We start from the raw sequence: 24,488 nt of genomic DNA on the forward strand, positions 1-24,488 counted from the left end.
CCCACGTGAGACTGGATGCGAGGCGCGCACGGCGCGCAGGGGCCGTGCTGGCCGCGGTAGTGACATGGGCGGGCCTGCTGGCGGGGGTGACGGGCTGCTCCTCCGGGGGGTTCGACGGATTCATGGGGAAGCCGCGCTCGCCCGCGGACGCGATCCGGGTGTCGCCCGCGGACGAGAGCAAGGGGATCAAGGCGGACGAACGCATCGAGGTCAAGGTCCCGGACGGCCGCCTGGAGTCCGTCAAGGTGGTCCGGACGCAGGACGCGCAGGAGTTCGAGGTGCCGGGCCGCATCGACGAGGACGGCATGTCCTGGCGGCCGCTGGACGAGGGACCGCTGGCGCTCGCCGCCGGATACAAGGTCGACGCCGTCGCCCTGGACGGCCACGGCCGCCGCTCGGCCCGGCACACCACCTTCCGCACGTACGTGCCCGACGAACGCTTCATCGGGTACGTGACGCCGGAGAACCGCGCCACGGTCGGCACCGGCATGATCGTCTCCCTGGAGTTCAACCGGGAGATCGAGAACCGGAAGGCCGTCCAGCGCGCCATCCACGTCACCGCGAACCCCTCCGTCGACATCCGCCCGCACTGGTTCGGCAAGAGCCGCGTCGACTTCCGCCCCGAGAAGTACTGGAAGCCCGGCACCAAGGTCACCGTCGGCCTGCGGCTGCGCGACGTCCAGGCCGCCCCCGGCGTCTACGGGCTCCAGGACAAGAGCTTCACCTTCACGGTCGGCCGTAGCCAGGAGTCCCTGGTCGACGCCGAGGCGCACACCATGGAGGTCCGCAGGGACGGCGAGGTGATCTCCACCGTGCCGATCACCGCGGGCGCCCCCAAGACCACCACGTACAACGGGAAGATGGTGGTCACCGAGATGCTGGAGGTGACCCGCATGAACAGCCGCACCGTCGGCTTCGGCGGCGAGTACGACATCCCCGACGTGCCGCACGCCATGCGCCTGACCACCTCGGGCACGTTCCTGCACGGCAACTACTGGTCGCCGGACGCCCCCGGCAACACGAATGTCAGCCATGGCTGCGTGGGCCTGCGCGACGTGAAGGGCGGCAGCTCGCAGACGCCCGCGGGCTGGTTCTTCGACCGGAGCCTGCTCGGGGACGTCGTCGAGGTGATCAACAGCAATGACAAGGAAGTCGCTCCTGACAACGGCCTCGGGGGCTGGAACATGGAGTGGAAGGACTGGCTGAAGAACGGCTGATCCCCCGGTGATCGCCGGGTGATCGCCGGGTGACCGGCTCACGGCCACCAGGTGATCATGGTCTGCCCGCACCCCTGGGCAGTTGGAACGGAACGGTGACATTGGCGGGGGAGTCATCGCCGGGAACCGTGTGGTTATCTATCGCTGGCGCGTGTCTCAAACGCGCAGGTGTACTGGGGTGCGGGCCTGGACCGGGCCGTGCGAGGGGAGACGACATCTTGAACGGGCGACCGATATCGGGGACGTCGGTCGGCGCGCGGCAGCGCGTGCGACGGCGGGGCGCCAGGGGACTGACGGCGGTGGTGTCGGGGGCGACACTGCTGTTCGTCGCGGCATGCGGAGGCGGCTCGGACTCGGGCGGCGAAGGCGACGGCAAGGGCTCGGCGGACAAGAACGCCCCCTCGGCCGCCGTCGTGACGATCGCCCCCAAGGATGGCGCGAAGTCGGTGGCCACCAGCGGCGCCCTCAAGATAGGCGCCGACAAGGGCAAGCTCTCCGAGGTCGAGGTCAAGGACAGCAAGGGAAACGCGATACCGGGCAAGATAACCGGGGGCGGCACCAGTTGGACGCCCGCCCACCACCTCGCGGCCGCCACGCGGTACAAGGTCCACGCCGTGGCCAAGGACTCCGACGGCCGCTCCTCCGCCAAGGACACCGCCTTCACGACGCTGACCCCGCAGAACACCTTCGTCGGCCAGTTCACGCCGGAGGACGGCTCGAAGGTCGGCGTCGGGATGCCGTTCTCGGTGAACTTCACGCGCGGCATCACCGACCCGGAGGCCGTCGAGAAGGCCATCGAGATCAAGACCGAGCCGTCCGTGCCGGTCGAGGGCCACTGGTTCGGCAACGACCGCCTGGACTTCCGCCCGGAGAAGTACTGGAAGGCCGGCACGAAGGTCACCGTCAAGCTCAACCTCGACGGCGTCGAGGGCCGCCCGGGCGTCTACGGCAAGCAGTCCAAGACCCTGGACTTCACCATCGGCCGCAGCCAGGTCTCCACCGTCGACGCCAAGACGCACCAGATGAAGGTCGTCCGCGACGGCAAGCAGATCAAGAAGATCCCGATCACCGCGGGTGCCCCCGGCACCACCACGTACAACGGCGAGATGGTCATCAGCGAGAAGCTGCAGGTGACCCGGATGAACGGCGAGACCGTCGGCTTCGGCGGCGAGTACGACATCAAGGACGTCCCGCACGCCATGCGCCTGTCCACCTCCGGCACGTTCATCCACGGCAACTACTGGTCGGGCGGCGCCTTCGGCAACACCAACGCGAGCCACGGCTGCATAGGCCTGAGCGACGTGCGCGGCGGCTACAGCAAGAAGACGCCCGCCGGCTGGTTCTTCGAGAACTCGATGATCGGCGACCTGGTCGTCGTGGAGAACTCGGCCGACAAGACGATCCAGCCCGAGAACGGCTACAACGGCTGGAACATGTCCTGGGAGAAGTGGAAGGCGTAGCCGGCCTCCCCGTCCCGCGAAGGCCCGGTGCACTGTGACCAAGTGCACCGGGCCTTCCGCGTTAACCCCCGCTAACGTGCCTGTCATGACTGCACACCTCGAAGTCGCCGAAGGCGTCGGCACGATCCGGCTCGACCGTCCCCCGATGAACGCCCTGGACATCGCCACCCAGGACCGCCTCAAGGAGCTCGCCGAGGAGGCGGCGCGGCGCGACGACGTACGCGCCGTCGTGATCTACGGCGGCGAGAAGGTGTTCGCCGCGGGTGCGGACATCAAGGAGATGCAGGCCATGGACCACGCGGCCATGGTCGTGCGCTCCGGGGCCCTCCAGGAGTCCTTCACCGCCGTGGCCCGTATCCCCAAGCCGGTCGTGGCGGCCGTCAACGGCTACGCGCTGGGCGGCGGTTGCGAACTGGCGCTCTGCGCCGACTTCCGCATCGCCGCGGACAACGCCAAGCTCGGCCAGCCGGAGATCCTGCTCGGTGTCATCCCCGGCGCGGGGGGCACTCAGCGCCTGGCGCGTCTGATCGGCCCGTCCAAGGCCAAGGACCTCATCTTCACCGGCCGTCACGTGAAGGCCGACGAGGCGCTGACCATCGGCCTGGTGGACCGGGTCGTGCCCGCCGCCGAGGTGTACGAGCAGGCGCATGCCTGGGCCGCCCGTCTCGCGCAGGGCCCGGCCATCGCGCTGCGCGCCGCCAAGGAGTCCATCGACGCGGGTCTGCAGACCGACATCGACACGGGGCTCGCCATCGAACGCACGTGGTTCGCGGGCCTGTTCGCCACCGAGGACCGTGAGCGGGGCATGCGGAGCTTCGTCGAAGAGGGTCCCGGCAAGGCCAAGTTCCTCTGAACTGGCCCTTGCGAGCCATCAGTTGAATGCACGTCAGTCTGTGCTTACCCCGTAGGGGCGCATTATGGCTGGCTTAACAGAACCTTAAGCCCGACGGTCCCGGCGCGGTGTGTGATCACTCGTGAGCGGGTAGTCATCGCAGGTCATGGTCGTTTCCGACGCTGTTGTCTGCCAATGGCATATGCCAGTCAAGCCCCCCGGAATGGATGGTTCCGGGGGGCTTATTCCGCCGGAACGGCCACGGAGTCCGCTCCGGGCGGCCATGATGGTGGCATGGCGGGGCTGGAGGGTTATGAACGGCCGCGGCGGCAGGGTGGCGCGACCGCCGCCCGCTGGTCGCCGGCGGTCGAGGACGAACACGCGCTCAAGGCGCTGGAGTTGTTCGGCAATCCCACGGACGCGGAGGTGCCGCTGCCCTCGCGCCCGGAGTCCGCGGCCATCGCGCGCCGCCTCGCCCAGGTCGTGGTCCTGCGTCACTGGGGACTCTCCCCGAAACTCACCGAGGACGTCGTCCTCCTCGTCTCCGAACTCGTCGGGAACGCCGTGCGGCACACCGGCGCCCGCATCTTCGGGCTGCGCATGCAGCGGCGGCGCGGCTGGATCCGCGTCGAGGTCCGTGACCCCTCGCGAGGGCTGCCCTGCCTGATGCCGGTTCACGAGATGGACCTGAGCGGTCGCGGCCTGTTCCTCGTCGACAAGCTCTCCGACCGGTGGGGCGTGGACCTGCTGCCGCGCGGCAAGACGACGTGGTTCGAGATGCGGGTCGCCGACCGCTGAGGCCCGGACGCGCGAAAGCCCCCGACGGCCGTCGTCCGGCTCGATGGGGGCTTTCGCGGAGCGCCGTGGAGCTATGGGGTGTGATCCACGGCGGCTGACGACCTGGGCCCGGGTCAATGGGGGTCGTGCCCCCGACTATGGCAGACGGGCGTCAGTGAGCCAAAAGTCCCTATCGGTGCATAGTGGGGCAATGCGTGACAGTTTAGAGGTGAATCCTTGGTGAGATGGGACACCTGCCTGGTAAACGCTGGTTAAGCGGAGGCTGTGACAGGCGATAAGCAAGGCTTGGGGGAGTGGTGTCGGACCCCGGGTCTCCGACCCGCAAGAGTCCTGAAGCGGGCAATAAGCCTCTTTTGCATTGTTTTCCCATTAAATGGTCGGGTGATCGAGACCGACCGCCGTAGAGCCCTGCGCGCGGGCGCCGGCCTGGTCGCCGCGGGCGCGCTCACCGCCGGGTGCGCCACGACCGGCCCCGCCCGCGCCCGCCCGCCTGCCTCCGGCTCCCCCGCCCCGCCCCACGCCAAAGCCCCCGCAGCGGCGGCCGCCCCCGCGCCCCGCCGCTTCCCCGGCCTGCCCGCCCAGATCACCCACGGCCCCCGCACCCGCCCTCAGGTCGCGCTCACCTTCCACGGCCAGGGCGACCCGGCCATCGCGAAGGCGCTGCTCGCCCAGGCGGAGAAGGCCGGCGCCAAGGTGACCGTGCTCGCCGTCGGCGGCTGGCTGGAGGAGCACCCCGACATGGCGCGCCGCATCCTGGACGGCGGCCACGACCTGGGCAACCACACCCACCACCACCTCGGCATCAACGAGATGTCCGAGGCCGACGCCTACGCCGAGATCACCGGGTGCGCCGACCGGCTGCGCCGCCTCACCGGCTCCATCGGCACCTGGTTCCGCCCCTCGCGGACCCCGACGGCGACCCCCCTCGTCGAGCGCCTCGCCCGCCGCGCGGGCTACCCGCACGTCCTCTCGTACGACGTCGACTCCCTCGACTTCACCTCGCCGGGCGCCCGGGCCGTCACCCGCACCGTCGCCGGCGAGATCCGCGAGGGCTCCGTCGTGAGCCTGCACTTCGGGTACGCGGACACGGTCGCCGCGCTCCCCGCCGTCCTGGAAGAACTGGAACGCCGCGGCCTGCGCGCGGTCACGACCACGGAGCTGCTGAGCTGATGTCCCAGAAACCGAACGCGAACCGCACCGAGGGCGCGGCCGGTGCGGCCTCGGGTGCGCACCCCACACCGGTCGCCGCCGTCGCATCCCGTCCGGCCTCCCGGCCGGGCCTCGCCAAACGCACCGCGGCGGTCCTCGCCGTCGGCGCCGCGCTCGCCGTCCTCGCGGGCTGCGCGGGCGAGAACAGGCACGCCGACGAAGCGCTCGGCACCGAAGGCATCCGCAAGCCCGCCAAGCCCGAGGCCGCGCCCGGCCTGCCCGGCATGCCGCCCGTCCTGGACCCCAAGGACGCCTACGCCGCCGACCGGCCCAACGCGCTGCAGCCCGTGGCCAAGAAGTTCCTGCCGCGCATCTACGTCCCGAACACCGAGTCCGACACGGTCTCGGTCATCGACCCCCGGACGTTCAAGGTCGTCGAGACCATCCCGGTCGGCGACCAGCCCCAGCACGTCGTCCCGTCCTGGGACATGAAGACGCTCTGGGTCAACAACGACCTCGGGGACAGCCTCACCGCCGTCGACCCCGTCACCGGCAAGGCGGGACGCACGGTCGAGGTCTCCGACCCGTACAACCTCTACTTCACGCCGAACGGCAAGCACGCCATCGTCATGGCCTCCATGGACCGTGAGCTCGTCTTCCGCGACCCGAAGACCATGAACCGCGTCAAGACCGTCCCCGTCACCTGCGCGGGCGTCAACCACGCCGACTTCTCCATGGACGGCCGCTACTTCATCGTGTCCTGCGAGTTCTCCGGTGAGCTCCTCAAGGTCGACACGGAGAAGATGGAGGTCGTCGGCCAGCAGAAGATCCCCTTCCAGGGAGCCATGCCGCAGGACGTGAAGATGTCCCCGGACGGCAAGACCTTCTACATCGCCGACATGATGGCGCACGGCATGTGGGTCCTGGACGGCGACAAGTTCACCACGCCGAAGCTGCTGCCCACCGGCAAGGGCTGCCACGGGCTCTACGTCAGCCGCGACTCCAAGGAGATGTACATCTCCAACCGGGGCGAGGGCACCATCTCCGTCTTCGACTTCCCGAAGAACAGGCTGACCAAGAAGTGGAAGCTCCCGCAGGGCGGCAGCCCCGACATGGGAGGCGTCTCGGCGGACGGCAACACGCTGTGGCTGTCGGGGCGTTACGACTCCGAGGTGTACGCGATCGACACCCGCACTGGTGTCCAGCTGGCCCGCATCCCGGTCGGCAAGGGCCCGCACGGCCTCGCGGTCTACCCGCAGCCGGGCCGCTACTCGCTGGGGCACACGGGAATCTTCCGTTGAACGATGGATGGTTGACGGTTGGCCCTTGCTGACACCGGGCACGAAAAGGGCAGTTCAGGAACCTGACCCACAGGACTGAATCCCCCCACTCCTGGAGGCGCCCGTGATCCGTGGCATCGATGTCAGCTCGCACCAGTCGACGTTCGACACGGACGGCCTCTCCTTCGTCTTCATCAAGGCGACGGAGGGCCGTTCCTACATCAACCCGAAACTGTCCGCCCAGACCAAACTGGCCCGCGACGGCGGCTGCGTGGTCGGCTACTACCACTTCCTGTGGCCGGGCAACATCACGGCCCAGGCGGAGTACTTCGTGAGCAAGGCGCCCGAGAAGGCGGGGGATCTGCTGGCGTTGGACTGGGAGTGGACGGGGGACCACACGGCCGCGTCGAACGCGGAGAAGGACCGCTTCATCCGCGAGGTGAAGCGGTTGCGCCCCTCACACCGGGTCCTGCTCTACACGAACCGCGATTTCTGGCTGAACCGCGACACCACGTCCTACGCGGGCGACGGACTGTGGATCGCCGACTACGTGAGCGCGGGCAAGCCCCGCATACAGGCGAAGTGGAAGATCCACCAGTACACGTCGACCCCCCTGGACAAGAACGTGGCCGACTTCGCGAGCAAGGCGTCTTTGCGGGAGTGGGCCACGCCCTAGGGTCCGGCGGTGCGGTGCGTCGTCAGGCGCGCCACTCCGCCGTGCGCTCGGGGGAGGCCGCGTCCAGGGCCTTGCGGATCTCGGCCGCGTCGCCGGCGTTGCCGTACACGGGGGTTCCGGGCTGCTGGCGCCAGGAGTCGTCCTGACCGCCGTTGTCGACGGTGTCGAAGCCGAGTTCGTCGATGAGGTCGCGCACGACCTTCTTGGCGGCCTCGTCGTCGCCGGAGACGGGGAGGGCGACGCGGCCCGGGGTGCCCTTGGGTCGCGGCTTGTCGAGGATGTCCTGGGCGTAGGTGCCGTTGAAGGCCTTGATGACGGGGTGGCCGATCTGCCGCTCGGTCCAGCGGCTCTCGGTGAGGCCCTCCTCGATCTCGGTGATCTTCCCGTCGCGCTGCTGCGGGTAGTAGTTGCCGGTGTCGAGGACGGCTACGCCGTCGGCCGCGCCGTCGAGGAAGCCCGCGGGCAGGCCGGGTACGGCCTTGAGGGGGATCGTCACGACGACGACCTGCGCGCCGCGCGCGGCTTCCTCGACCGGGACGGGCGTCGCGCCGGTCTCCTCGGCGAGGGCGGTCAGGGTGTGCGGTCCGCGCGAGTTCGCGACGGAGACGTCGTGGCCGAGGGTGGTGAGGCGGCGGGTGAGGTTGCCGCCGATGTTGCCCGCGCCGATGATGCCGATCTTCATGACTGCCCTTCCGGTGGTCCGCTGTCGTAACGGAGGTAACCTCCGGATCGGTGGGGGTATTCCGGGTGCGGGGTGTCGGGTGCGGGGTGCGGGGTGAGGGGTGTCATTCCGTCCTGTCCGCGCCGGGCCTCCCCGCTCGTCCTTGCCGTCCACCCGGCCATCCCGGCCGCGAAGGCCGGACGGTCGCCGTCATGGCCGTAGGCGTTGCACGGTCGCGGTCCCGCCCGTGAGGTCCGCGGTCAGGTGCGCTTGTCGCCCTTGGGTACCAACAGCCGCAAGGTCGAACGGAGTTCGGCTTGCGCCACTCGCGCCGCCTCCTCCGAGTCCCTGGCCTCGACGGCGCGCACGAGGTCCGCGTGAGCGGCGTCGCCGTGGTTCGCCTCCTCTGCGCGTACGTCGGTGAGTTCGAGGAGGTCGATCAGGCCCTCCCGCAGGACGGGAGCGAACTCCGCGAAGAGATCGGTGAGCACGGGATTGTGGGCCGCGGCCACGACCGCCGCGTGCAGCGCGATGTCCGCGTCGACGAACGCCGCGTCGCCTTGCGCCGCCGCGGCCCTGCGCCCCTCGACCGCGGCCCGCATCGCCGCGATGTCCTCGTCGGTACGGCGCCGCGCGGCGAGCCCCGCGGCCTGCACCTCGACGAGCATCCGTACCTCGTACACGTCGGCGACCGCCGCGCGCCGCAGCCGGGTCGGCCAGTCCGTGACGGCCTCCGTCGCGATGACGAAGACGCCGGAACCCTGGCGCGCCTGCACCAGCCCCGCGCCCGCCAGCGCGCGCAGCGCCTCCCGAAGCGTGGAGCGGCCGACGCCCAGTTCCTTCGCGAGCGTCGTCTCGCCGGGCAACTTGGTGCCGACGGGCCAGGCGCCACCGACGATCTGCTCGCGCAGGCGCTCGGCGGCCTGTTCGACGAGGGGACTGGGGCGTACGGAGCCGAGCGGCATCGGGGGCGGCCTTTCGTCGTGGTGCGGGGGAGGGCTTGTCTGAGGAGTGCTCATCCGAGGAGTACGTGCCTGAGGAGTACGTGTCTAAGGAGTGCGTGCCTGAGGAGTGCGTGCCTGAGGAGTGCGTGCCTGAGGAGTGCGTGCCTGAGGAGTGCGTGTCCGAGGAGTGCATGTCTGAGGAGTGCATGTCTGAGGAGTACTTGTCTGAGGACCTGAGGTGTGGCTAGTGTAGTCCCATGATCTTCTGCGGTCTCCTCCTTCTCGGCTGCCGCGGCGGGGCCTGAATCGACCGGCACCCCGCCGCGGGTGCCGTGCTGCCGGTCTTCCGACCGAGCTCAGGAGCAGACTCCCATGACCTCCGCGCCTCCTGCCGCAGGCATCCCCACCCCCTCTCCCGCGTCCCCCACGTACCCCTGGAACCCCCAGCGGCCAGGTCCCATGCCGCACCACCGCTACCGGCCCTACCAGGACCGGGTCGATGTCCCCGTGTTGGAGCGGAGTTGGCCCGGTGCGCGCATCGAGCGGGCGCCGCTGTGGGTGCCCGTCGATCTGCGGGACGGGAATCAGGCCCTCGCCGAGCCCATGGACACCGGGCGCAAGCGGCGGTTCTTCGATCTGCTGGTCTCGATGGGGTTCAAGGAGATCGAGGTCGGCTATCCGTCGGCGAGCCGGACGGACTTCGACTTCGTGCGGTACCTGGCCGAGCGCGCCGCGCGGGGTGAGCTGCCCGACGATGTGAGTGTCGTCGTGTTCACGCCCGCCAAGACCGAGCTGATCGACCGCACCTTCGCGTCGATCGACGGGCTGCCGCGTGCCGTCGTGCACCTCTACATCCCCACCTCGCCCACCTGGCGCGACGTCGTCCTCGGGCGCTTGCGGGCCGAGGTGTACGGCGTGGTCCAGGAGGCCGCGGCACACATGGCGCGGCTGGCCGACGCGCGGCCGGGCGCCGACATCCGCTTCCAGTTCGCGCCGGAGACCTTCAACCTGACCGAGCCCGACTACGTCCTGGAGGTCTGCGACGGCCTCACCGAGCTGTGGGACGCGAGCCCCGACCGCCCCGTCACGCACAACCTGCCGGCGACCGTCGAGATCGCGACGCCGAACGTGTACGCCGACCAGATCGAGTACCTGCACCGGCACCTGGCGCGCCGTGACTCCGTCATCCTCTCCGTCCACCCCCACAACGACCGCGGAACCGGCGTGGCCTGCGCCGAGCTCGCCGTCCTGGCGGGCGCCCAGCGCGTCGAGGGCTGCCTGTTCGGCAACGGCGAGCGGACGGGCAACGTCGACCTGGTGACGCTGGCCCTGAACCTGTACGCGCAGGGCGTCGACCCCATGGTCGACTTCTCCGACATCGACGCCGTGCGCGAGGTCGTCGAGCACTGCAACCGGCTGCCCGTGCACCCCCGCCACCCCTACGCCGGCGACCTGGTGCACACCGCGTTCTCCGGCACCCACCAGGACGCCATCAGCAAGGGCTTCGCCCACCACGCCCGGCGCGCGGCGGAGTTGGGGGTGCCGGAGCGCGAGGCGCCCTGGGACGTGCCGTACCTGCCGGTCGACCCGGCGGACATCGGCCGCTCCTACGAGGCCGTCATCCGCGTCAACTCCCAGTCGGGCAAGGGCGGCATGGCGTATCTGCTGCAGACCCGGCACGGCCTCGACCTGCCGCAGGCGATGCGCCCCGACTTCTCGCGCGTGGTGCAGGAGGCCACCGACGACAGCGGGCAGGAGGCGACGGCGAAGGAGCTGTACGAACTGTTCCGGGCGACATACGTCGTGCCCGGTGCCGACGGCCACGTGGCGCTGAGCTCCTGGACCACCGACCGTGCCCCGGACGGCGCCCACCGATTCGTCTGCACGCTCCAAGTGGGCGACAGGGCGGGGGACTTCGAGGGAGCGGGCAACGGTCCGCTGTCCGCCTTCGCCGACGCGCTCGCCGCCGCCGGGATCACCGTCGACATCCTCGACTACGCCGAGCACGCGATCGGCGAGGGCGGCGGCAGCGAGGCCGTCGCGTACGCGAGATGCCGGGTCGGTGGCGTCGGCATGGAGGGAGCGGGTGGCGTCGGTGGCGTCGACTGCTGGGGTGCCGGACTGGACACCTCGGTCCTGACCGCATCCGTGCAGGCCGTGCTCGCCGCCGTGAACCGCGCGGGGATCACCCGGTGATGCCGCCCCCGTCCTCGCCCCCGTCTCCGCGCCCCTTCCCGTCCTCGCCCCCGTCTCCGCGCCCCTTCCCGTCCTCGCCCTCGCCCCCGTCCTCGTCCTCGTCCTCGTCCGTGGGTGGTCCCGCCGCCCCCGTCCTGCACGCCGAAGGCGTCACCGTCGTCCGCGACGGGCGCGCGCTCCTCGAGGACGTCACCCTCGCCGTCCGCCCTGGCGAGCACTGGGCGCTGCTCGGCGCCAACGGTGCGGGCAAGTCGACCCTGCTCAGCCTCTGCGGCGCCGTCACCCACCCCACGTACGGCACGGTCGAGGTGCTGGGCCGCCGGCTCGGCGGGGTCGACCTGCGCGAGCTGCGGGCGTACGTCGGACATGTGAACCCGCGCCATCCGCTGCGCTCGCCGCTGCCGGTCCGTGACGTCGTCCTCACCGGGCTCACCAACAGCGTCGAGCCGGTGCCGCGCCGGCACTCCACGCCCGAGCAGGAGGCTCGGGCCGACCGGCTCATCTCCCTGTTGGGCCTCGCGCACCGCGCCGACGCGCGCTGGCCCACGCTCTCCCAGGGGGAGCGCGGGCGCACGCTGATCGCGCGGTCCCTGATGCCGAGCCCGCGCCTGGTCCTGCTCGACGAGCCGGCCACCGGACTCGACCTCGCCGGGCGCGAACGCCTCCTCGACAGCCTGGATGCCCTGCGCGAGGCGCACCCGGAGCTCGCCACGGTCCTGGTCACGCACCACTTGGAGGAGTTGCCCGCCGGTACCACGCACGCGCTGCTCCTGCGCGAGGGGCGCGTGCTCGCCTCCGGCGCCGTCGACGACGTACTGACCAGCGACTGGATCGGCAAGTGCTTCGAGCACCCCGTGCACCTGGAGCGCAGGGACGGCAGGTGGGGCGCCCGCACACGGCGCTGAGCCGCCATGGACGCATCAGACCTGCGGACGACCGCGTGCGGACGAAGGCGTGCGGACGAAGGCAGGCGTGCGGGCGAAGGGGGAGGGTGAAGGCATGAGAGGGGCCCGGCGCGGGTGACGCGCCGGGCCCCTGACTCGTCCGCCGACTACTTGTTCAGGCTCGCCCAGAACTCGTCGAAGGAGAGACGCTTGTCCGCGTTGGTGTCCTTCGTGCCGATCACGGCCTCGGCCACCGCCTCGGTCTGGTAGAAGTCGCCCATCTTCGCCATGGCGCTCCTCCACTCGGCCGCCGTGATGAAGCCGTCGCCGTCCGCGTCGAACTGGTCGAACGTCTTACGCGCTTCCTCGATGTCCGCCACCGGATCCACCCCTTCTTGGTGCACTACTGACGGGGGTCAGGGTAGCGGCCGCCCGCAGGGCGGATGACAACGCGTGCGCCCATGGCCAGCGATGATCCACCGGGCCGTATCCGAAACGAGACCTTCGTCCATTTCTTGTTCACGAACTGAGATCAGGGCTCGCGCCCCGCGCGCGACCGGTGCGGTACAACGTGAACGAGGGGGCCGTGTGCCGCCGTGAGGGGAACGTGGTGGAGATGTTCGTAGGCGCGGCGGGGAACGCGCGGCGGGCGCCGTTCGTGGGCAGGGCCGCTGAACTCGGCGGCCTGGAGGCGCTGCTGGGGGGAATGGGGAGTGGCGTCGGCGCCGGCGTCGTCGACGTGGTCGGGGATCCGGGGATCGGCAAGAGCAGGCTGCTGATCGAGTTCGCGGCGCGGGCGCGGGCGCGTGGCGTGACCGTGTTGCGGGGGCGGGCGTCGGAGCGCGTGCGGGGGCGTGCGCTGCGGCCGTTCACCGATGCGTTCGCCGAGCTCGACCCGCGGGCCCGGCGGGCATTCCCCTCCCTGGAGGAGCTGCCCGCGGCCGTACGCGGCGACGGGAGCCTCGACACCGGCGGGGACCTCTTCGGCCTGTGCAGGGACACCGCCGCGGCCCTCGGCGGCCTCACCGGATCCGGGCTCGTCGTCGTCCTCGACGACCTGCACTGGGCCGACGACGCGTCCGTCGAACTCCTCGACCACCTGGTGCGCCACCCCGTCCGCGCCCCCTTCCTGCTGGCCGTGGCCCGGCGCGAGCGGCAGTCCCCGGCCGCGCTCGGCGCCGCGCTCGCCCGCGGACTCGACACCGGAGCCGTGCTGCGCTGCGCCCTCGGCCCGCTCGGCGGAGCGGAGCTGACCGAGGGGCTCGGCGCCGGACTGCCGCGCGAGCGGGCCGAGGAGATGTACGCGGCGAGCGAGGGCAGCCCCCGGTACTTCCTCTCCCTCCTCCACGGGTGTCCCGCGGCGCCCCTCGACGAACTGGCCGCCCTGACCCCGTCCGAGCGCACCGCCGTCGAGGCCGCCGCGGTGCTCGGCGCGTACGCGAACACCGACCTGATCGGCGCCGTCACCGGCCTGGAGCGGCGCGAACTCGTCACGGCCTTGCGGACGTTGATACGTCGGGACCTGCTGAGGTCCGACCTGGAAGGTGGCCGTCTCGCACCCCGGCACCCCCTCCTGGGAGCCCGGATGAGCGAGGCCGTCGACCCGTGGCGACGCCAGGAGCTGCACCGTGCCGCCGCCGCCGAACTCACCCGCACCGGCGCCCCCCTCGCCGACCGCGCCCACCACGTGGAGAAGTCCCTCACCCGCTGGGACCCCAAGGCCGCCGCGGTCCTGACGGAAGCCGCCGCGCAGGCCGTCGCCACCGCCCCCGCGGAGTGCGCCCGGCTCCTCGCCGTAGTCCTGCGCGTACTCCCCGACTGCCCGGAACACCGGGACACCCGACGCGAGTTGACACTCCGGCGCGCCACCGCGCTCGGCATGACCGGCGCCGTGAAGGAGAGCAGGGACCTGCTCCACCAGCTGATCGGGATGAGCCGCACCGGGTCTCCCGACCCGGCGGCCGGGGACGCGCTGCGGACGGCCGCCGTCGTGCAGTGCGCGTTCATGGAACGCCACCTGGGACGGTACGCGGCGGCCGGTGCCCTGCTCCGCCGCGAACTCGACCGGCGTCCCGGACCCCCGCCCGCCCAGCGCGCGGGACTCGTCGCCGAATGGGCCAACCACGCGCTGTTCGCCACCCGTTTCCCCGAGGCGCGCGACGAGCTCGCGCGGACCCTGGCCGACGCACGGGCACGCGGCGACGAACTCGGCGCGGTGGAGATCCTGACCCTGGCCGCGATGGGGGAGGCGTACGAGGGGAACACCGCGGCGGCCCGAGGGCACGTCGCCGAGGCGACCGCACTCGCCGACGTCTCCACCGACGCCGACCTCGCCGGGCAGTGCGAATCCCTGGTGCGCCTGGCGTGGAGCGAGGTGTTCCTCGACGAGTGCGCCGCCGCGCTGCGCCACGTCGAACGCGGCGCCGACATCGCCCGGCGCACCGGCCGCCCCTTCGCCCTGTCGCAGCTCCTGCTCTGCGGCGCCTACGCCCTCCTCACGACCGGCCGCGTCACCGAGGCCCTGCGATCCGCCGACGAGTCCGTGGCCCTCGCGCGGACCCTCGGCGGCGGCGAACTGCTCGGCTTCAGCCGCGCGGTCCGCGCCCTGGTCCTGATGCAGGCACGCCCGGCGGGCGACCCCGACGTGCTGACCGCGGCGGAGGAGGCGGCCGCCACCGTCGGCGCGGTGGGCGGCTGGTGGGCGACGCTCTCGCGGTGCCTGCTCGGGTACGCGGCGCTGGGCGCAGGCGACCCCTATCGGGCGCGGGACGTCCTGCTGGACGCGGGAGGCGGCCGCGACCTGCGCCACGTACAGCCGTCCGTGCGCCCCAACTTCCTTGAAATACTCGTCACTTCGGCGCTGGCCACCGGAGACGTCGAGGACGCCGGGCACTGGGCGGACCGCGCGCTCCAAGAGGCGGACCGCCTCGGCCTGCCCGTCCAGCGGAGCGCCGCCCTGCGCTGCGCCGGACTCCTCGCGGCGCGACGGGGCGAACCGGCGGCGGCGGCACGGGCGTTCACCGAGGCGGCGCGGGAGAGCGCGCGGGCCGGCGCCGGGCTGAGGGAGGCCCAGAGCCTGCTGCTCGGCGCGCCCTTCGTGGCCGCGACCGGGGACGCGGCCGGGGCGGCGGCGATGGACCGCCGGGGCCGGCGGCTCGCCCACGAGGGCGGGGCCCGGCTGCTGCTCGACATGGCGGCGCGGGCGGGGTGGGCGGAGCGGGCACCGGGGCGCGACGGCTCCTGGGCCGGGGCGACGGCGGCGCCGAGTCCGGCGCACGCGCCCGCCCCGGCTTCCCCGACCGTCCCGGCCAACTGGCCCCTCCCGCAGCGGGCGGGCCGGTGCGCGCCGGTCGCCCCGCAGGCCGACTCCCCGGACGCGGACGCGGATCAGGGGCAGGGCCAGGGGTGGTCGCGGGTGCGGGCCGCGCGGCCCGGGGCGCCCCGGACGGACGCGTACGCCCCGCACCCGGGCGCGAGCGGTTCCCCGCGGGCCGATCCGTTCGCGGCGCTCACCCCGCGCGAGCGCGAGATCTCCGCGCTGGTCGCCGAGGGCCTCACCAACCAGGCCGTCGCAGCCCGGCTCTGCCTCAGCACGCGCACGGTCGAGAGCCACGTCGCCCGCATCTACCGCAAGGCGGGCGTGGCCTCGCGGGCCGCCCTGGCCTCGCTGGTGGCGCGCGGTGCGGGTGGGCACGCCCAGTCCTCGCGCGGCTAGCGGGCGGGTGACGGGTCACCCGCGCGGGCGCGGCCTCCCGCGGCGGCCCCGCTCACGTCTGCCGCCCGTCACCCGCCGCCCGTCACTCGTCACCCGTGACTCCTCACCCGTGACTCCTCACCCGTCACCCGCCCCGGCCAGGAGGTCGCACTCCTCGGCGAGGGTGGCCAGGGCGCCGTCGGGGTCGGGGCGTTCGCGGACCGCCGTTCCCACGCGCCGCGCACGCTCCGCCGCCGCGCCGCGCCGGCCAAGGATGAACTCAAGTCGTGCGGCGAGGAGTTCGGTGGGGTGGAGGTCGGCGAGGCCCGGTCCGCCGCAGGTGCGCAGGGCCTCGATCGACCGCTCCGCGTGCCCGAGCGCGGTCTCGAAGGCGCTTACGTTGGCGGCGTACCGCTCGGGCGCGTCCTGCTCGGCGAACGGGGGACCCTCCGCGTGCTCCAGCGCGAGACGGCCCAACTGGGAGTGGGTGCGGCCGAGTTCGACGAGGAGCTCGGTGCGTTCCGGGTCCTGCTCCGCCTCCTGGGCGCAGCGCCGGTTGGTGTCGAGGGCCTCGGCCATGACCGCCTCGGCCGCCGCGGGGCCCTGCGCGGCCAGTGTCTCCCAGGCGCGGGCCCGCAGCGCGCGCACCAGGGCGCCGTGCTCGCCCAGGGCGCGCCACAGCTCCTCGGCCCGCCCGTAGGCCCGCCCCGCCTCCGCCCGCAGCCCGGCGAGGCCCAGGGCCTGGGCGGCCTGCTGGGTGAGGGCCGCCTCGTGGTGCCCGTCGGAACCGTCGCGGGCGATGTCGGCGGCGAGCGCGAACTGTTCGGCGGCCGGGCGGGGCTCTCCCGTACGCAGGTAGCTGCGGGCGAGCCAGACGCGGGCCTGCATGCGTTCGTTCGCGTCGTGGTCGTCACCCAGGTCGGGCAGCGCCGCCTCCAGGAGGGACGCCGCCTCTTCGTGACGGCCGGCCTCGCAGTAGAGCCCGCCGAGCCGCAGCCGGGCCAGGGCGCCCAGCTGTGTGCCGTCCCCGGCCTGGTCGGCGAAGTGCGCGGCGTCGAGCAGGAGCCGTTCGGCCTGCGCGCCGGTCCCGTCGTCGGGGTGCGTCAGGGACTGGGCGAGGGTCAGGCACAGGCGGGCCCGCTCGCGCGGGGCGAGCCGTTCCCCGCGAGATGGCTCATCAAGGCCCGTCGAGTGAAGGGGCGTTGAAGGAGCCGGTGACGCTTCGGCCGGCCGCAGGCCCAGACCGAGGGGCAGAGCGTCGAGCAGCGGCCGGGCGGACATCCTGGCGAGGGCGCGCTCGGACACGGCGGTGGTGCCGTTGCGCCGGTCGAAGCGGTCGGCCAGGTCCAGGGCCGTGTCCCGGGCGTGGTCGAGGAGTGCCGCCGCGGTCCAGGCCCCGTCGAGCGGCCCGGGCACCGGCCGCTCGCCCTGGCCCAGGTCGACCAGGCGGCGCATCAGCAGGGCGGCGCTCACCAGCCACTCCTGGTGTGCCAGCGGGTCGCCGGTCTGGGCCCAGCGCGGGTTCTGCTCGGCGAGGATCCGCAGGCCGCGCGGCTCGTTGCCGGTGAGCGCGCAGAACTCCACGTGCAGGCCCACCACGGGACCGAACGTCTCGTCGGAGCGCACCATCCGGTAGCCGCGCAGATGGTGGGCGCGGGCCTGGTCGGTGCGGCCGACGCGCACCAGGGGCAGCAGTGACCGGGCGAGGGTCTCGTGCGGCTCGCGGTGGCAGCTGTGTGTGCCGCCGAGGACCGGCTCCCAGCCCTCCAGGGCCGCCCGGTCGTCGCCGAGGTCGAGCTGCCGCAGGCCCTGCGTGGCGTACTCGCAGGCCAGGCAGTCGGCCATGGCGTCGCGCGCGGCCGCCGTCCACGCGGCGTACGCGTGGGCGGCCCGAGGCATGTCTCCCAGGTGTCGGGCCAGCATGAACTCCGCTCCGTGCACCGCCCGTTGGGAGTAGCCCGCGGCCCGGTAGCGGCGCCGCGTCTGGGCCAGCCATTCCTCGATCGAGGCGAGCGGCACGTCGGGCTGCTGCCGCCCGTCGGTCACCACCCACTTGAACATCCAGTGGAGTTGACGGACATCGTCCTCGCCGAAGTCCGCGGGCCGCTCGTCGTACATCCGCAGCAGCCGCCTGAACGGCACGAACGTCTTCGTGCAGTCGGGGCCGAAGCTGTAGGAGTGGACCAGGAGGATCAGCGCCGCCACGAGCAGCGGCCGGTTCCCGCAGGCGGCCGCCTCCTCGGCGAGCGCCTCGGCACGGACGTTGCGCGCGCGGCCGTACGGCTCGGCGTCGAGCCAGCGGATGTCGTCCAGGACCTCGTGGGCGGGCCGGGCGGGAAGAGCGGACGCGGGTGACGCGGGGGACGCGGGCGGCACGGCGGACAGGGCGGGCGCGGAGGCCGCCCGCCGGGGCCCGGACCGGAAGGTGTGCGACATGGGTCCGGCGCCTACCGGTCCGACCGGCCGCACACCGGTCCGGCCGCTGGTCCCCGTCCCGAGCCCCGTCGTGGCCCCCGGCCCTGCTCCCGCTCCTGCCGCATGCGTGCGTACGACGTTTCCGAGCTGTCGTACGAGAAGGCGAAGGTGTTCCTGATCGCGCCCAGCAGGCCCATGTGCGGTTCCTAGTTCGGGTGAGGAGACGAGAGGGAGGAGGGAGAGGGGAGGGGAGGGGGAGGAGGAATGGAGGGAAGGGAGAAGGGAGGCAGAGGAGGGTATGCGCGGCGGATGCGTGATGGATGCGCATACATCAAGACCCAGCCTGTCAAAGTTCACCGGCCCCCGGTATCCGTAGAACTACGCAATCGGCTACGCAAACCGTGCCGAGGGCGAGAGCGCCTCACCCGTCCGGTGCGCGGACCGCAGGCGCGCGCTGAGCCAGGGCGCGGGGCTCCGCAGGACCGCCGACGACTGCACCGAGCACAGCACCGAGCACCGCACCGAGCACTGCGCCGTTGGCACACCTGCGTACCGACGCCCTCTGCCGGGCCGCCCAAGGGCGCGACCCGGCAGAGGGACCACAGCGAAGCGGCGGAGCGACTACCGCCGCGCCCGCGCCCGCGCCCGCGGCTTCGGCGCGCTCGCGCGAGACTTCGCGCAGCCCTCGCCGACCACGAACTGCGAGCCCGGCTCGACCAGGACGTCGCCGTCCGCCGAGTCGGTGATGGTCACGTCGTGGAGTGCCACATGCCGGCGCCCCGGACCGTCACATCACGGATGCCCACCTGGTGGTAGGGGTTGGCCGGGTACTTCGGGTCGACGGTCAGGATCTTCCGCTCCTGGCGCCACTGTCCCGCCGGGATCCACACACAGTCGATCTCGCCCTTCTGGTCGGCGGTCACGGCCGCCTGGATCGCCGTGGCGTCGTCCTCGCCGTCGTCATCGGCGTCCCGCTGCAGCCGGAACGTGGTGCCCTGCGGGAAGGAGTCCTTCAGGAGCGCGTGCGACTCGTCGAAGAGCCGCCGCGCGTCGCCGCCCGGCCGGTTGGTCAGGCCCTCCGGGTCGTCGGTGCTGCCGTACAGCCGGCTGTGCTTGGAGGACAGCTTCACCTTCTGCACGAACGCGCCGTCGGCGTACAGGCTGAGCGTCTTCTCTTGGCCGCCGCCGTCGGGCGCGTCCGGCAGGGAGTCGCGTACGACGACGGAGTTCGTGGCGCTCTTCGAGGTGAATTCCACATACTGGCCCGTGGAGTTGAGCCGCACCGACTTGCGGCCCGGGGACTCCGTGGCGAAGTTGGTGTGGCCGAAGGGGCGGGTGGGCTCGGCCGGGGTGTGCGGTCCGGCCGCGGGCGCTCAGGCCCGCAGCCAGACCGCGGTGTCCTGCGGCAACCGCCCCCGCGGGGACAAGGGACCGCTGGCCAGCAGGAGTTCGGTGTCCGATGGCAGCGCCACGTCGTCGGGTCCGAAGTTGACCAGACAGATCCAGGTGGCGCCGTCCCGCTCGGAGGTGCGCGCGAAGCAGAGCACCCGCGGCTCGTCGGCGCGCAGCCGGCGCAGCGGCCCCGCCGCGCCGAAGGAGCGCCGCAGGCGCAGGGCCGTGCGGTACAGGGAGAGCATCGAGTCCGCGTCGTGCGCCTGCCGTTCGGCGGCGTACGCGGTCCAGTCCGGCGGCGCCGGCAGCCAGCTGTGCTCCGGCGCCTCCTCGTCCCAGGGCAGCGGTACGCGGCAGCCGTCCCGGCCCGGGTCCACCTCGCCGGAGCGTGCGTACATCGGGTCCTGGATGCGCTCCCGGGGGATCTCGGCCTCTGGCAGACCCAGCTCCTCGCCCTGGTAGAGATAGACCGAGCCGGGCAGCGCGAGGCTGAGCAGGGCGGCGGCCCGGGCCCTGCGGGTGCCGAGCGCGAGATCGGTGGGGACGCCGAAGCGCTTGCGCTCGAAGGCGAAGCCGGTGTCGTCGGCCCGCCCGTAGCGGGTGACCGTGCGGGTCACGTCGTGGTTGGCGAGGACCCAGGTGGCGGGGGCGCCGACCGGGGCGTGGGTGGACAGGGTGAGGTCGATGGACTCCCACAGCCGGGCCGGGTCCCAGGGCCGGGACAGGAAGTCGAAGTTGAAGGCGGTGTGCAGCTCGTCCGGGCGCAGGTAGCGGGTGAACCGCTCCGCGTCCGGCAGCCAGATCTCACCGATCAGGGCGGCACCGTACTCGTCGGCGATCCGCCGCCAGGACCGGTAGATGTCGTGGAGTCCGGGCTGGTCGTGGAAGGGGTGCGGGCGGGCCGGGTCCATCGGGGGCAGCCCGTCGGCCTTGGCGAGCAGCGCCGCGGAGTCGATGCGCACACCGGCCGCGCCGCGCTCGAACCAGAACCTCAGGACGTCCTCGTGCTCCTGCCGGACCTTGGGGTGGCTCCAGTTGAGGTCGGGCTGCTCGGGCGCGAAGAGGTGGAGGTACCACTCGCCGTCCTCGGTGCGCGACCACGGCACCCCGCCGAACTCGCCCGCCCAGTCGTTGGGCGGCTCCGGCGAGTACGGCCGGAAGTGGAACAGCTCCCGCTCCGGGGACCCCGGCCCCGCCGCGAGGGCGGCCTTGAACCACTCGTGCTGGTCGGAGACGTGGTTGGGCACGATGTCCACGATGCAGCGCAGGCCCAGCTCCCGGGCCTCGGCGATCAGTTTCTCGGCCTCCCCGAGGCTGCCGAACGCCGGGTCGATGGTGCGGTAGTCGGCGACGTCGTAGCCGCCGTCGGCGAGCGGTGAGAGGTACCACGGGGTGAACCACAGGGCGTCCACGCCCAGTTCGGCCAGATAGGGCAGCCGGGACCGGACACCGGCCAGGTCGCCGGTGCCATCGCCGTTCCCGTCCGCGAAGGAACGGACGTACACCTGATAGATGGCAGCGCTGCGCCACCACTCCGTGCTGGGCAAGGGGGAGTCCTTTCGTACGGGACGCGTACGGACGGGCGGGGGAGGGGCGGGCGGCGCCGGACCGGTGGCGGCTCAGCCCTTGAGGCTGCCGGCACCCAGGCCGGCGATGATGTGGCGCTGGAAGACGAGGAACAGCGCGATCAGTGGCAGCGAGGCCATCACGAGCCCGGCCACCAGAGTGTTGAGGGGGGTGTCCTGGGCCACCCGCTGGAGGAACACGCTCAGTGGCTGCTGGGCCGGGTCGGGCAGCACGAGGAGCGGCCAGAGGAAGTCCTTCCACGCGGTCACGACGGAGAGGATGGAGACCACCGCGAGGATCGGCCGGGCCAGCGGGAGCACGATGCGCCACATCGTCGTGACGGGTCCCGCGCCGTCCACCTTCGCCGCGTCCAGGAGCTCGTCGGGGATCCGGTCGAAGAAGTTCTTCAGGATGTAGATGTTGAAGGCGTTGGCGGCGGCCGGCAGCCAGACGGCGCTCGGGCTGTTGATCAGGTTGCGGTTGAACAGCGGGACGTCGACCACGGTGAGATAGACCGGCACGAGGAGCGCGGTCGCGGGCATCATCAGGGTCAGCAGCATCAGGCCGAGCACCACGTTGCCGAAGCGCGGACGCAGCTTGGACAGCGCGTACGCGGCCGGCACCTGCACCGCGAGCTGCACCAGCCAGGCCCCGCCGGCCAGGACGACCGTGTTCAGGAAGTAGCGGGCCAGATCCATCTCCCGCCAGGCCTTGGAGTAGTTCTCCGGGTGCCAGCTCTCCGGTACGTAGGTCGGCGGGTTCTGCGCCAGCTCCGTCGACGACTTCATGGCTCCGGTCGCGGCCCAGTACAGCGGCACGATGAAGGCCAGGGTGAAGAGCAGCAGGGCGACGCCGAGCGCCGACCAGTAGATCAGCCGCCCCTTGCGGGTCTTGAGGACGGCGGGGCGGACGAGCGTGCGCATCGACGCGGACATCCTTCTCACTCCTTGGCGGCGCGGGTGACGCGCAGGTAGAGGGCGGAGAAGGCGCCCAGGACGATCAGGAGCAGCAGGCTCAGCGCGCTGGCGGTGCCGAAGTCGTTGTAGACGAAGGCGTACCGGTAGACGAGGAACATCACGGTCACCGTGGAGTCCTCGGGGCCCCCGCCGGTCATCACGTACGGCTCGGTGAACACCTGCATCGTCGCGACGATCTGGAGGAGCAGCAGCACCAGCAGCACGAACCGGGTCTGCGGGACGGTGACGTGGCGCAGCCGCTGCCACACATTGGCGCCGTCCAGCTCCGCGGCCTCGTACAGCTCGCCGGGGATGGTCTGCAGGGCGGCCAGGTAGATCAGGGTCGTGGTGCCCATGTTGGCCCAGGTCGAGACGATGACCAGGGAGACCAGCGAGGTGGACGAGGAGTCCAGCCAGGCCGAGGTCGGCAGGTGCAGCGTCCGCAGGATCTCGTTGAGCAGGCCCGGACCCGGGTCGTAGAACCACTTCCACATCAGCGCCACCACCACGGGCGGCAGCATCACCGGCAGATAGACCAGGACGCGGAAGTACGCCCGCGCGTGCCGGAACTCGTTCAGGAGCACGGCGGTCAGGAACGGCACCGCGAAGCCGAGGAGCAGCGCGTACAGGGTGAACAGGCCGGTGTTCCGCCAGGCGGTGAGGAAGAGCGGGTCGTCGAAGAGCTTCTCGAAGTTGTCGAGGCCGACCCAGCTGTTCCCGGTGGCGAAGTTGACGTCCTGGAAGCCGAGGATCACGTTGCGGACGATCGGCCACCACGAGAACAGCGCGAAGATCACCACCGCGGCGCAGAGGAACCCGTACGCCGTCAGGTGCTCGCGCAGCGCTCGGCGGCGCCGAGCGGCCCGCTGCTCCCGGGGAACATGCGGCGGCGGGGGTGCCGCCGCACGCCTCGGGGGCGTCTTCAGTGACATGCTCATCAGGAGGCGCTGTAGATCGCGTTGACCTTCTTCTCGGCGTCGTCGAGAAGCGCGTCGACGTCGGCGTCCTTCTTGGTGAGGACGGCCTGCATCGCCGAGTCGAGGACCGCGTAGACCTCCTGGGCCTTGGGCGGCTCGATCACGCCGGGCACCTTCGGCGCGGAGTCCATGAACGCCTGGTAGTTGCCGGTCGGCATGTTGGCCTTCTCCTGCTTGACCTTCTCGATCCGGTCACGGACCGAGCCCTCGAAGACGTCGGGGACCATCGGCATCGGGATGCCGACCGGGAGCTTCGCCCCGGCGTAGTCGGCGACGTTCTTCTCGATGAGGTCGGGGTTGAGGTAACGCCACTGGATCCACTTGACGCCGGCCTTGATCTTCGCCGGGGACGCCTTCGGGTTGATCATGTAGCCCTCGCCGCCGAGCAGCGTGGACTTGGCGTCCGGCACCGGGGCCAGGGCGTAGTCCGCGTACGTGCCGCCGAACTGCTTGGCGATGACGGTGATGTTGTCGGCCGCCGCGACGTACATCCCGAGCTTGCCCGAGCCCATCATCCGCTGCACGTCCTCGACCTGGAGCAGCTGCTTGCTGCCCATCGAGTCGTCCTTCCAGCGCATGTCCTGCAGGTCCTGGAGGGTGGCCTTGCCCTCGGCGGTGTTGAACGCCGCCTTCCACCTTCCGTCGCTCTCCGCCGCGATCCGGCCGCCGCGCGAGTACAGCTCCGCGGTGAAGTGCCAGCCGCCCTGGTTGTTCTTGGAGAAGTCGGCGTAGCCCACGTTGTTGTCGCCGAGCCCCGCGATCTTCTTGGCCGCCGCGCGGACGTCCGCCCAGGTCTTCGGCGCCTGATCGGGGTCGAGGCCGGCCTTCTCGAACAGTGCGCGGTTGTAGACCAGGCCCATCGAGTAGTTGGACGTCGGCAGGCCGTACTGCCGGCCCCGGTCGTCCTGGAAGATCTTCATCAGCGGGTCCTGGATGTCGCCGCGGCGCGGCATGTCCTTGACGGCGTCCGTGATGTCCGCGGCCTGCTTCTTCTCGATCAGGGAGCGCGTGTCGGTGAAGTAGACGTAGAAGACGTCCTCCAGCTTCCCGCCCGCCAGCTTCGCGTTGAAGGTCTTCGGGTCCATGAAGCCCTCGTGGGGCACGATGTCGATGTCCGGGTTGGCCTTCTCGAACTGCTTCACGTGCTTGTCGAAGAGGGTGCGTTCGAAGGCCTGGGTCTTGGGCGGCTGCCCGTTGACGTCGAGCTGCACCGTGCCGCCGGAATCCGCGTCGTCGCCCCCGTCGCTGCTGGTGCCGCAGGCGGACAGCGTGACCAGCGCGAGAACGGCCGCTGTGGCGAGCGTGGGCGTACGTCTGCTCGTGGATGACATCGGGAGACCCCCTCCGGGTCGTGCTCTACGGCGCGGTGCCGCCCATGGCGCGGCGGCACG

General features: G+C 71.8%; 20 protein-coding genes and 1 pseudogene. 10 read left to right on the forward strand and 11 right to left on the reverse strand.

What is annotated here, in order from left to right; genetic code table 11:
- Positions 1-122 precede the first annotated feature (122 nt).
- From ACZ592_RS31840 to ACZ592_RS31870, 7 genes are all read left to right on the forward strand, one after another.
- Positions 123-1,217: a L,D-transpeptidase gene (locus ACZ592_RS31840; protein WP_471585154.1), complete on the forward strand. Its 1,095-nt coding sequence runs from the start codon at positions 123-125 to the stop codon at positions 1,215-1,217.
- A 218-nt stretch (positions 1,218-1,435) separates the two neighbouring features.
- Entirely contained in the window at positions 1,436-2,677 is a 1,242-nt protein-coding gene (locus tag ACZ592_RS31845; protein ID WP_471585155.1) for a L,D-transpeptidase, read from the forward strand.
- A gap of 85 nt (positions 2,678-2,762) precedes the next feature.
- The gene (locus tag ACZ592_RS31850) at positions 2,763-3,530 is read left to right on the forward strand and encodes an enoyl-CoA hydratase/isomerase family protein (RefSeq protein ID WP_471585156.1); all 768 of its coding nucleotides are present in this window, start codon (positions 2,763-2,765) and stop codon (positions 3,528-3,530) included.
- Between the two features lie 168 nt (positions 3,531-3,698).
- Positions 3,699-4,307 carry an ATP-binding protein gene (locus tag ACZ592_RS31855; RefSeq protein ID WP_471585341.1) on the forward strand — a complete coding sequence of 203 codons (609 nt, stop codon included), beginning with the start codon at positions 3,699-3,701 and terminating at the stop codon, positions 4,305-4,307.
- Positions 4,308-4,688: 381 nt separating this feature from the next.
- Positions 4,689-5,477 carry a polysaccharide deacetylase family protein gene (locus ACZ592_RS31860; protein WP_471585157.1) on the forward strand — a complete coding sequence of 263 codons (789 nt, stop codon included), beginning with the start codon at positions 4,689-4,691 and terminating at the stop codon, positions 5,475-5,477.
- The gene (locus ACZ592_RS31865; RefSeq protein WP_471585158.1) at positions 5,477-6,757 is read left to right on the forward strand and encodes a YncE family protein; all 1,281 of its coding nucleotides are present in this window, start codon (positions 5,477-5,479) and stop codon (positions 6,755-6,757) included. The genes ACZ592_RS31860 and ACZ592_RS31865 overlap by 1 nt, the downstream gene beginning before the upstream one ends.
- A 103-nt stretch (positions 6,758-6,860) precedes the next feature.
- Positions 6,861-7,412 (forward strand): glycoside hydrolase family 25 protein, encoded by a 552-nt coding sequence (locus ACZ592_RS31870; RefSeq protein ID WP_471585159.1) that lies wholly within the window; start codon positions 6,861-6,863, stop codon positions 7,410-7,412.
- A 22-nt stretch (positions 7,413-7,434) separates the two neighbouring features.
- On the opposite strand, the gene ACZ592_RS31875 is transcribed toward ACZ592_RS31870, so the two are convergent.
- The 3 genes from ACZ592_RS31875 to ACZ592_RS31885 all read right to left on the reverse strand — a co-directional run bounded on the left by ACZ592_RS31875 (position 7,435) and on the right by ACZ592_RS31885 (position 9,334).
- Positions 7,435-8,094, reverse strand: a complete 660-nt coding sequence (locus ACZ592_RS31875) for an NADPH-dependent F420 reductase (RefSeq protein ID WP_471585160.1) — start codon at positions 8,092-8,094, stop codon at positions 7,435-7,437.
- Positions 8,095-8,333: 239 nt separating this feature from the next.
- Positions 8,334-9,038, reverse strand: coding sequence for a FadR/GntR family transcriptional regulator (locus ACZ592_RS31880; protein ID WP_471585342.1), 705 nt, complete (start codon positions 9,036-9,038; stop codon positions 8,334-8,336).
- 50 nt (positions 9,039-9,088) lie between these two features.
- A complete protein-coding gene (locus tag ACZ592_RS31885) occupies positions 9,089-9,334 on the reverse strand; it encodes a pentapeptide repeat-containing protein (RefSeq protein WP_471585161.1) in 246 nt (81 codons plus the stop codon).
- 55 nt (positions 9,335-9,389) lie between these two features.
- On the opposite strand from ACZ592_RS31885, the gene leuA reads away from it, so the two are divergent.
- Both leuA and ACZ592_RS31895 read left to right on the forward strand, forming a co-directional pair.
- On the forward strand, positions 9,390-11,213 hold the full coding sequence (gene leuA / locus ACZ592_RS31890; protein WP_471585162.1) for a 2-isopropylmalate synthase: 1,824 nt from the start codon (positions 9,390-9,392) through the stop codon (positions 11,211-11,213).
- A gap of 110 nt (positions 11,214-11,323) precedes the next feature.
- Positions 11,324-12,118, forward strand: coding sequence for an ABC transporter ATP-binding protein (locus tag ACZ592_RS31895; protein ID WP_471585163.1), 795 nt, complete (start codon positions 11,324-11,326; stop codon positions 12,116-12,118).
- A 146-nt stretch (positions 12,119-12,264) separates the two neighbouring features.
- Here the strand turns inward: ACZ592_RS31895 and ACZ592_RS31900 are convergent, their stop codons facing one another.
- Positions 12,265-12,477, reverse strand: coding sequence for an EF-hand domain-containing protein (locus ACZ592_RS31900; RefSeq protein WP_471585164.1), 213 nt, complete (start codon positions 12,475-12,477; stop codon positions 12,265-12,267).
- Positions 12,478-12,713: 236 nt separating this feature from the next.
- Between ACZ592_RS31900 and ACZ592_RS31905 the strand changes: the two genes are divergently transcribed.
- A complete protein-coding gene (locus ACZ592_RS31905; RefSeq protein WP_471585343.1) occupies positions 12,714-15,812 on the forward strand; it encodes a helix-turn-helix transcriptional regulator in 3,099 nt (1,032 codons plus the stop codon).
- Between the two features lie 117 nt (positions 15,813-15,929).
- On the opposite strand, the gene ACZ592_RS31910 is transcribed toward ACZ592_RS31905, so the two are convergent.
- From ACZ592_RS31910 to ACZ592_RS31940, 7 genes and pseudogenes are all read right to left on the reverse strand, one after another.
- A complete protein-coding gene (locus tag ACZ592_RS31910) occupies positions 15,930-18,227 on the reverse strand; it encodes a hypothetical protein (protein ID WP_471585165.1) in 2,298 nt (765 codons plus the stop codon).
- A 600-nt stretch (positions 18,228-18,827) separates the two neighbouring features.
- Positions 18,828-18,959, reverse strand: coding sequence for a hypothetical protein (locus tag ACZ592_RS31915; RefSeq protein ID WP_471585166.1), 132 nt, complete (start codon positions 18,957-18,959; stop codon positions 18,828-18,830).
- A 5-nt stretch (positions 18,960-18,964) separates the two neighbouring features.
- Positions 18,965-19,552, reverse strand: a pseudogene (locus ACZ592_RS31920) (carbohydrate-binding protein); the annotation flags it as partial.
- A 27-nt stretch (positions 19,553-19,579) separates the two neighbouring features.
- The gene (locus tag ACZ592_RS31925; protein WP_471585167.1) at positions 19,580-21,145 is read right to left on the reverse strand and encodes a glycoside hydrolase family 13 protein; all 1,566 of its coding nucleotides are present in this window, start codon (positions 21,143-21,145) and stop codon (positions 19,580-19,582) included.
- Positions 21,146-21,217: 72 nt separating this feature from the next.
- Positions 21,218-22,099: a carbohydrate ABC transporter permease gene (locus tag ACZ592_RS31930; protein ID WP_471585168.1), complete on the reverse strand. Its 882-nt coding sequence runs from the start codon at positions 22,097-22,099 to the stop codon at positions 21,218-21,220.
- Positions 22,100-22,104: 5 nt separating this feature from the next.
- Positions 22,105-23,052 (reverse strand): carbohydrate ABC transporter permease, encoded by a 948-nt coding sequence (locus tag ACZ592_RS31935; protein ID WP_471585344.1) that lies wholly within the window; start codon positions 23,050-23,052, stop codon positions 22,105-22,107.
- A 5-nt stretch (positions 23,053-23,057) separates the two neighbouring features.
- Positions 23,058-24,428, reverse strand: coding sequence for an ABC transporter substrate-binding protein (locus ACZ592_RS31940; protein WP_471585169.1), 1,371 nt, complete (start codon positions 24,426-24,428; stop codon positions 23,058-23,060).
- Positions 24,429-24,488: the final 60 nt, after the last annotated feature.

This window comes from Streptomyces sp. NPDC040622 (assembly GCF_055593965.1).